Annotated in this window: 12 protein-coding genes and 1 pseudogene; all 13 read right to left on the bottom strand. The window is 42.8% G+C overall.

All coding sequences use genetic code 11. From position 1 onward, the window contains the following. Window positions 1-114: 114 nt before the first annotated feature. The 13 genes and pseudogenes from ACMN7X_RS02210 to ACMN7X_RS02150 all read right to left on the bottom strand — a co-directional run bounded on the left by ACMN7X_RS02210 (window position 115) and on the right by ACMN7X_RS02150 (window position 7652). Window positions 115-360, bottom strand: a complete 246-nt coding sequence (locus ACMN7X_RS02210; RefSeq protein ID WP_418745870.1) for a sulfurtransferase TusA family protein — start codon at window positions 358-360, stop codon at window positions 115-117. Next, a complete protein-coding gene (locus tag ACMN7X_RS02205) occupies window positions 341-1213 on the bottom strand; it encodes a 4Fe-4S binding protein (protein WP_418745869.1) in 873 nt (290 codons plus the stop codon). Before ACMN7X_RS02205 ends, ACMN7X_RS02210 begins: the two co-directional genes overlap by 20 nt. 95 nt (window positions 1214-1308) lie before the next feature. Then, window positions 1309-1464 carry a YezD family protein gene (locus ACMN7X_RS02200; protein WP_418745868.1) on the bottom strand — a complete coding sequence of 52 codons (156 nt, stop codon included), beginning with the start codon at window positions 1462-1464 and terminating at the stop codon, window positions 1309-1311. A gap of 19 nt (window positions 1465-1483) precedes the next feature. Further along, a complete protein-coding gene (locus ACMN7X_RS02195) occupies window positions 1484-1930 on the bottom strand; it encodes an Rrf2 family transcriptional regulator (RefSeq protein WP_418745867.1) in 447 nt (148 codons plus the stop codon). Window positions 1931-1962: 32 nt separating this feature from the next. Further along, entirely contained in the window at window positions 1963-2895 is a 933-nt protein-coding gene (cysK, locus tag ACMN7X_RS02190; RefSeq protein ID WP_418745866.1) for a cysteine synthase A, read from the bottom strand. Between the two features lie 123 nt (window positions 2896-3018). Continuing rightward, on the bottom strand, window positions 3019-3678 hold the full coding sequence (locus ACMN7X_RS02185; protein WP_418745865.1) for a DUF1287 domain-containing protein: 660 nt from the start codon (window positions 3676-3678) through the stop codon (window positions 3019-3021). Between the two features lie 53 nt (window positions 3679-3731). Beyond that, a complete protein-coding gene (locus tag ACMN7X_RS02180) occupies window positions 3732-3851 on the bottom strand; it encodes an LDCC motif putative metal-binding protein (protein WP_418745873.1) in 120 nt (39 codons plus the stop codon). A 20-nt stretch (window positions 3852-3871) separates the two neighbouring features. Then, window positions 3872-4333 (bottom strand): annotated as a pseudogene (locus ACMN7X_RS02175) (ThiF family adenylyltransferase); the annotation flags it as partial. 1 nt (window position 4334) lies between these two features. Continuing rightward, window positions 4335-5177 (bottom strand): ATP-dependent sacrificial sulfur transferase LarE, encoded by an 843-nt coding sequence (gene larE / locus ACMN7X_RS02170; protein ID WP_418745872.1) that lies wholly within the window; start codon window positions 5175-5177, stop codon window positions 4335-4337. A 217-nt stretch (window positions 5178-5394) separates the two neighbouring features. Beyond that, the gene (locus tag ACMN7X_RS02165) at window positions 5395-5712 is read right to left on the bottom strand and encodes a hypothetical protein (RefSeq protein ID WP_418745864.1); all 318 of its coding nucleotides are present in this window, start codon (window positions 5710-5712) and stop codon (window positions 5395-5397) included. Between the two features lie 34 nt (window positions 5713-5746). Continuing rightward, a complete protein-coding gene (locus ACMN7X_RS02160) occupies window positions 5747-6496 on the bottom strand; it encodes a CPBP family intramembrane glutamic endopeptidase (protein WP_418745863.1) in 750 nt (249 codons plus the stop codon). After that, entirely contained in the window at window positions 6493-7134 is a 642-nt protein-coding gene (locus ACMN7X_RS02155; protein ID WP_418745862.1) for a TetR/AcrR family transcriptional regulator, read from the bottom strand. Before ACMN7X_RS02155 ends, ACMN7X_RS02160 begins: the two co-directional genes overlap by 4 nt. Before the next feature lie 134 nt (window positions 7135-7268). Continuing rightward, the gene (locus ACMN7X_RS02150; protein WP_418745871.1) at window positions 7269-7652 is read right to left on the bottom strand and encodes an SdpI family protein; all 384 of its coding nucleotides are present in this window, start codon (window positions 7650-7652) and stop codon (window positions 7269-7271) included. Window positions 7653-7792 lie beyond the last annotated feature (140 nt).

Below are 7792 nucleotides of genomic sequence, written 5' to 3'. Positions count from 1 at the left end.
CAATGAAACTCCCGTGGTTTACCATTGGACATGGAAGCTGGCTGACATTGATGCATCTGAAACTGTAGTTGCTGAAACATTTTCAAAAAGTGTAGTTAATTAAAGAGTGCTGTACTAGTCTTCCAGTTTTTTTACGAGCATCCGATAACTGCCCTCATCGGTTTTCTCCAGTCGAAGCACCTGCTGCCCCTCTTCCTTCATACTTCTGGGTACATTTTCCGCCGGTTCGCCATCATTCATAATCACTTCCAAAACCTGCCCGATTTCCAGTTCATCAATGGCCGCTTTTGTCTTTACAAAAGTCATCGGACATACAACATCCCGGATATCAATCACTTCATCACTCTTCAACTTTTCCATCGTAAGCCTCCCTGACAACTTTCTTAAACACATCCCTGCCCACCCGGTCCAGCGTGAATTTAAATCGTTCTCCCGCTTTGGCATGATCTGCAAAAAACTGAATGGTTGCATCTGTAACGCGATAGAGTTGTTCTTCTGAACGCACCAGAGGAAGAATCTCGTCCCCTTTGGCAATGGTATTTCCAAATAAACCGCCAAAGGTGACAATATAAGCGCTTTCGCCAATCCACGCATCAAACGGACAGGCTTTAACGCAGCGTCCGCAATAATTACATTTTGAGGCATCCATCGTCAGCTTATCACCGTGAATCTCAATAGCCCCTGTCCGACAGGCCTTTTCGCAGACACCGCAGAGGGTACACTTTTTTTCGTCCCAACGCACATCCAGGGCGCCTTTAACACCTAAGTCGTTTTCTTCCGCTTTCAAACAGTTATTCTGACATCCGGTCACGCCGAATTTAAATTTATGCGGCAGCTCCCGGGCATAATACCGTTTATCCAGTTCTTCTGCAATCTTATATGTATCAATATTTCCGCTTGGACAGACTGCATTGCCCTGGCAGGCCGTGACTGTACGCACTCTCGGTCCGCAGACCCCCGGCTTGCAGCCGCCCCTTGCCAGTTCTGCCTTAACCGTCTCAATATCCTCATATTTTACAAACGGTATCTCCACGCCCTGCCTGGAAGTGAGATGCACATAGCCATGGCCGTATTTATCAGCGACCTCCTGAATGATCCGCAAATTCTCCGCTGTCAATGTGCCGCCGACAACCTGAAGTCGAAGAGAAAAATATCCTTTTTGTTTCTGACGCATAAAGCCGCCCTTTTTTAAGGACGCGTAATCGATTGCCATCACCTTTACCTCCTTCACAATACAAAACTCTGAACAAAAAAACCGGAGGTCCAAGTATTTTCTCATACTTAAAACCTCCGGTTCTCCGGTCAGTTCTATTTTGCCGGGCTGTTCAGCCTTAACTTTTCATGTTTTTCTATCTGCACAATTTTCCCATCCTGAACAATTACAGTAACAGAGCCAAAACGAATATCTTCAATGAATTCTTTGATTTTAGACAAATCTTCCTTTGTCACCTTTGTCTGTTCCATAACAACGCCCCTCGCATTTTTATATATAATACATATGCTGACCATATTTTTTGTCATCCAGGTAATTCTGCTCCAGATCTGCCAGTGTCAGGTTCAAAAGAATTTCATCTATTGCTTCATTGACCCTGTCAACCACCAGCTTCTGAACCGTTTTTGAAATTTCCGGATAATCATCATTTTCTGAAGATATGTCCCTCTCGATATGATAATCGCCCTCCAGAGCCTCCAAAATTTTTGCCACAGTTATCTTATCCGCTCTCTGGCTTAACAAATATCCGCCCTGCGAACCTTTGACGCTTCGGACAATACCCGCTCTGCGCAGGCTTGCAAACACCTGTTCCAAATACTGCGGAGAAATTTTATTTCTATCCGCAATACTGTTCAATGACACCTGCTCATATTTTGAATTAACAGCCAGATCAATAAGAGCAATCAAGCCATACCTGCTTTTCTTTGAAAATTTCATATACTCCTCCGCAAACAGGCTTTATCGACAATTTATTCAGCAAATAACGGCGTTGAATAATATCTGTCACCTGTATCCGGAAGTAAGGCAACAATGGTTTTTCCTTTATTTTCCGGCCGTTTTGCCAACTGAATAGCGCCATATAAAGCAGCGCCGGAAGAAATACCAACTAAAACGCCCTCATGCTTTGCGATCAATTTACCTGTTGCAAAAGCGTCATCATTTTCTACGGTGATAATCTCATCATAAATCTTCGTATTCAACACATCCGGAACAAAGCCTGCGCCAATACCCTGAATTTTATGAGGACCGCCCTTGCCTTCGGAAAGTACCGGGGAACTGGCCGGCTCGAGGGCTACGATCTTCACATCCGGTTTTTGGGATTTTAAAAATTCCCCAACGCCTGTCAGAGTGCCGCCGGTACCTACACCCGCGATAAAGATATCCACATTGCCATCGGTATCCTTCCAGATTTCCGGCCCGGTCGTCGCTTTATGAATTGCAGGATTGGCCGGATTGACAAACTGTCCCGGAATAAAGCTGTTCGGAATCTCCTTCGCCAGTTCACTTGCCTTTTCAATGGCGCCCTTCATTCCTTTGGCGCCCTCGGTGAGAACCAGCTCCGCACCGTAAGCTTTTAAAATATTTCTGCGTTCAATACTCATCGTTTCAGGCATTGTCAAAATAATACGATATCCCTTAGCTGCTGCAATGGCGGCAAGGCCGATTCCCGTATTGCCGGAGGTTGGCTCGATAATGACTGATCCTTCTTTTAAAGCTCCCTTTTCCTCTGCATCTTCAATCATCGCCTTTGCAATTCTATCCTTAACACTGCCGGCCGGATTAAAATATTCAAGTTTTACAAGAATCGTTGCTTCCAGGCCTAAAGCCTTTTCAATATTTGTCACTTCCACCAGTGGTGTATTGCCGATCAGTCCCAATGTTCCCTTATAAATATTTGCCATTTTTCTTTCCTCCTATATTCCTATCAATTTACTATGATTATTTATGTTGTTTGTATTATACCATCTATTTCCTATTTGTCAAGTAGGTTTTGTATGTTTTTGAGATTTTATTTCTTTTTCTGATCATTCAGTAATTCTATAATGTCCAATTATGTCATCCCTGTTTTCAAGAATATCCTGCTCATAAGTTTTCTGCCATGGATCATTATGATGTATTACATACGGTACACCATTTTTATTTCGCCGGTCAGAAACAATGCCTATATGATTTTGGAATATTACTATATCCCCTCCCTGCCATTCTCCTATTGCGGAAATATCTGTGGTAAGACTTACAGCAGAATGTGAAAAATAAGCCTTTAGGTTGCTTACACGCCTAAAATCAATATTTTTATCCGGCTCATCGATGTTATAATCATTGGGGTTCGTTTTAATATCCTCTTGTATTAAAACCATAAGGTCATAGCCGGCACTATACAACGCATTAGCAACTACGTCAGTGCATACTCCGTATCCATCGTTGGGATATCCTGTTTGATAATATCTGCTTTTGTATTTAGGATTGGAAGCAATGTAATTCAATGCTCCCTGCAAAATATCTGCCTGATCATCTATGCCATCATTATCTTTATCCGCTGTACTATGAATTTGTTCAATGACTCTATCATATCTGTCCGGCAGTCTTTCTGAAGAAGTACTCTGATAGCGAAAAAAAATATAACCGCAAATACATATAATAGCTAATAAGCACATTATAAGAAAGATTCTGATTTTACTCTTCATTCTTATTTTTCTCCATTCCAACACGTACTTTTATCCGGAGGTTTTCACTTTTCTTATTTCTTTTTCTGATTATTCATGGAACAACAGTCCGGTTTCCCTCCTGAAAATGAATCCTTATTTTCTTTTGCAAGCCGCTTTAAATAATCATTCCATGCTATCCTGATACGTTTCATTATATTCATTACAATCTCCTTGTCAAATCCATTTTATTTCCTGCTCCCATAGAACTTATGATCGGAGTCCCCGCATGATCCGCCTGCTCCACTAACATAAGCTTTCCCGTTACCGTGTCAATGGCATCTACCACATAATCGTAGGCAGAAAAATCAAATTCGGCCGCCGTGTCGGGCATATAAAAGGTCTTATAGGTATTCACCTTTGCCTCCGGATTAATTTCAAGAATACGTTCCTCGGCCACATCCACCTTATATCTTCCCACAGTTCTCCGTGTCGCATAAATCTGCCGGTTAATATTCGTCAAACAAACCCTGTCATCATCAATGATGTCCAACGTTCCCACACCGCTCCGGGCCAACGCCTCCGTTGTATACCCGCCAACACCCCCGATTCCGAATATCGCCACTCTGGCATTCTTCAAACGTATCATATTCTCATTTCCAAGCAATAACTCTGTTCTCGAAAACTGATCTAACATACTATGCCTCCCAACCTCCGGGTTGCCCTTCGGTATGAAGTGTTTCATTCATACTTCCGGTGCGATATCCCTGCAGATCCATGGTCACATAGGAAAATCCACAGCTTCGGAACTCTGAAATAACCTTCTCCCGGATTTCCGGCTGAAGCAGTTTTTCAAAATCCTCCGGTAAAATCTCTATCCGGGCTATCTTGTCATGAATACGCACCCTGATCTGATGAAAGCCCATATCCAGTAAAAGCTGCTCTGCCCGATCCACCATCGACAGTTTTTCTCTCGTAATATCCTCGCCATAAACAAAACGGGAGGACAAACAGGCAAAGGACTGTTTATTCCACGTTGCCAGCCCCAGTTCCCTTGAAAGCCGGCGAATATCTTCCTTCGTCATTCCTGCATATCTCAACGGACTTTTTATATCCAGCTCAGCCACAGCCTGAAGTCCCGGCCGATAGTCGCCATTATCATCCAGATTGGAACCCTCTGCAATATTTTCGATATGATTTTCCGCCGCAATCTCCCCGATTTTTTCAAACAGCTCCCGTTTGCAAAGATAACACCGGTTCACGGGATTCTTGCTGAACCCCTCGATCTCCAACTCTTCCGATTCACAAATGAAATGTCGGATACCCTCTTTTTTACAAAAGGCTTTGGCTTCCTCCAATTCTCTTTTCGGAAATGAGCAGGACTTCGCCGTCACGGCAATCACCCGGTCTCCCAACACCCCATGAGCCACCTTTAAAAGAAACGTTGAGTCCACACCGCTGGAAAATGCCACCGCAACACTCTTTAAAGACACAAGATATTGCTTTAAACACTCCATTTTATCGTTAAGTTCTTCATTCACATTCAACTTCTCCACGCCGCCTGTTCCTCCCTTCGAATATACACTGCAGCAATAATAAGCGGCAGTGATCGCTGCCGCATTTATTTCTAGTAATCCTATTATTTTTATAGGATTATATCATTTAAATATTCTGCTGTCAATAAACTTACAGACAGCAAAAATCCTGCCCCGCTTATCCTCAGGACAGGATCCTCCCTATCATATTTTTTTATTCGTCTTATTTTTTATCTTTATTTTGATATAAATTAATTTCAGCCCGTGCCATATCTTCCAACGCCGAATAAACATCCTCCATTCCCGGGAACTCTGACATCATCTGTTCTTCCAACATGGCATCCCCATTAAACAACGTCTCCATAGACTTTTCCAATCCCCGAATCGATTCAGGAATTTCTCCCGGCTCTTCATCCTCCGGAACACTTGCTTCCATCGGCCTGTCCGGTATCGCCGCCCCCTGCAAAAACGCAATAATATAATCCAGTTTGCCTTCCGGTATAACTTCGAGAAGCTCCACAGCCTGTTGTCTTTTATCCATCATCATCGCCTCTTTCTACCTCTATTACTGTATTTCACTTTTCATTCTGCTGGTTTTTCAGTAAAATGTCAAGTTCATATTTTAATGCTGTCGGCTTTCGGCTTAAGTAAATACAATACAGGATAGAAATAATAATTGTCGAAACAACATATATATTTTCCGACTGGTTGTTAAAAGCTGCAAATTTTGAAAAAACATCCACAAGCCCGTGAACAATAATGCACATCCACAAGCTTCCCGACTTATAAAAAACAAAGGTAAACAAATAGCCCCAGGCAACCGCAAAGAATACCTGGACCACGGTTTCCATGCCGCCCTGTCCGGCCAGAAGGTTGACAATATGCCCGATGCCAAAGGTCACCGCCGAAATACTGACAGCCACCGGGACCGGATCCCGGTTTAAAAGGCTTCGAAACAAAAGGCCCCTGAAGATCATTTCCTCAATAAATCCGATCAAAAGCATGGAAATAACCGCAAACACCTGCGCCATGCCCTCATAGGATAACTTAATACCGCCCCAGAGATTTCCTGTCATCAAAATCAACATGGGAATAAAAAACAGATAATCGCCCGCACTGCCATGCCATTTGACCAATCCGTATTTTTCTTCCAGATGAAATTTTTTCACAAAGGCAAACAATCCTGCCGCAATGACCGCCAGCGCCGCCGTCATCACCGGGCTCTCATCGCCCAGCGAACCTCTGATCGGAATACTCACAACACAGTATATGATGATCCATAAAATTGCAAACGACAGGTCACTCTTTTCATATAATTTTTTCATTCCGCATCCCCCTGCACCGCCAACACAGCCCCGCGAAAGGCCATTTCCAAATGGTCTTTCATCGTTTCTTCACCATATTCAAACGCATTATTTGCAATAAGACTTGCATATCCATGGGTAAACATGGAAAGCATTAAAAAGGCTTTCTTAGCCTGCTCCCGGCTCAATGCCGCGGCGGCCTGCATCACAGAAATGACCGGTTCCAGCGCCTCCGAATCGATCATCTGAGACACGCTGTTTTCAGCGACAAAGCCGGATTGAAAAAGAAATCGAAATAAATTCGGTTCCTCAATGGCAAAACGGATATAATTCAGGCCTATGCCAAGCATACCCATACGGGCATCCCGTATGTCAGATGCTTCGCATAGGCGCGCTTCGTCAGGCTCTGCGCAATAAGGCAACGCACCTTCTTCCGATGGAACAGTCAGCAGATATTGGGTATGAAAAGCATCTGCTCTCTCATAAACGGCTTTTTTCATATCTTCAATTTTTGCAAAATGATACATCACCGGCTGAGTAGAGCACCCGAGTTTTTTAGAGACAGTCCGGGCATTGACATTTTCCGCCCCATCGGCCCTAGCGACTTCAAAAGCTGCATTGATGATCATTTCCTTTGTAATCTTTGCTTTCGGCGGCATATACATTCCTTTTTTACTATAATTATTGTTATATAACACGAATTATAATTCAGAAATGTTACTTTGTCAATCTTATATTCATTTTTTGTCATCTGCAAACTCTCGCCCAAACTGGAAGTTAAATAATTGATGAACTATAATTGTTTCCGTTTTCCGCTCTTGTCAAATACCTTTTTAAGCGCAATTTCAGTCGGAATAATAGAACCTAAAAGTGGCACAATCTGAGCAAAACATATCACAGTGCCAACTGTCGCAATTGTTTCAATCTCTTTTCCCAGCACGAACAGTAATGGGATGATAGATAAGGGCAATAGTATCAATCCAAGCCTGAACCACAGCTTACCACAATACTTGTGAGCAAATTGCCATGTGTCCTGATTCTTCATCGACATTGTTGTTCTGTAACCAAATGTGTAATTGATATTTTTAGGGGCTTTGTTCAAGAATAGCTTTCCTAAGCCAATCATGGCGCATGGAACGAGTAAATCCATAATCATCATGAAAATCCAAAAACCGATCATTACAATCCCCTCCACAACTTCCGATTGAGATTTCACCTGTTTTAAGAAATTTAATAACTGTTATATTTTATTATTAAATTCTTCGCAACCCCTTGAAAACACTGGATTTGTCGCAGGTGAGCTTTCCCTTATTATTT

This window comes from Frisingicoccus sp., assembly GCF_048388605.1.
Classification (GTDB): domain Bacteria; phylum Bacillota; class Clostridia; order Lachnospirales; family Lachnospiraceae; genus Frisingicoccus.
Note: the sequence above shows the minus strand (reverse complement) of the source record. Positions and strands in the feature narration are given on the sequence as shown.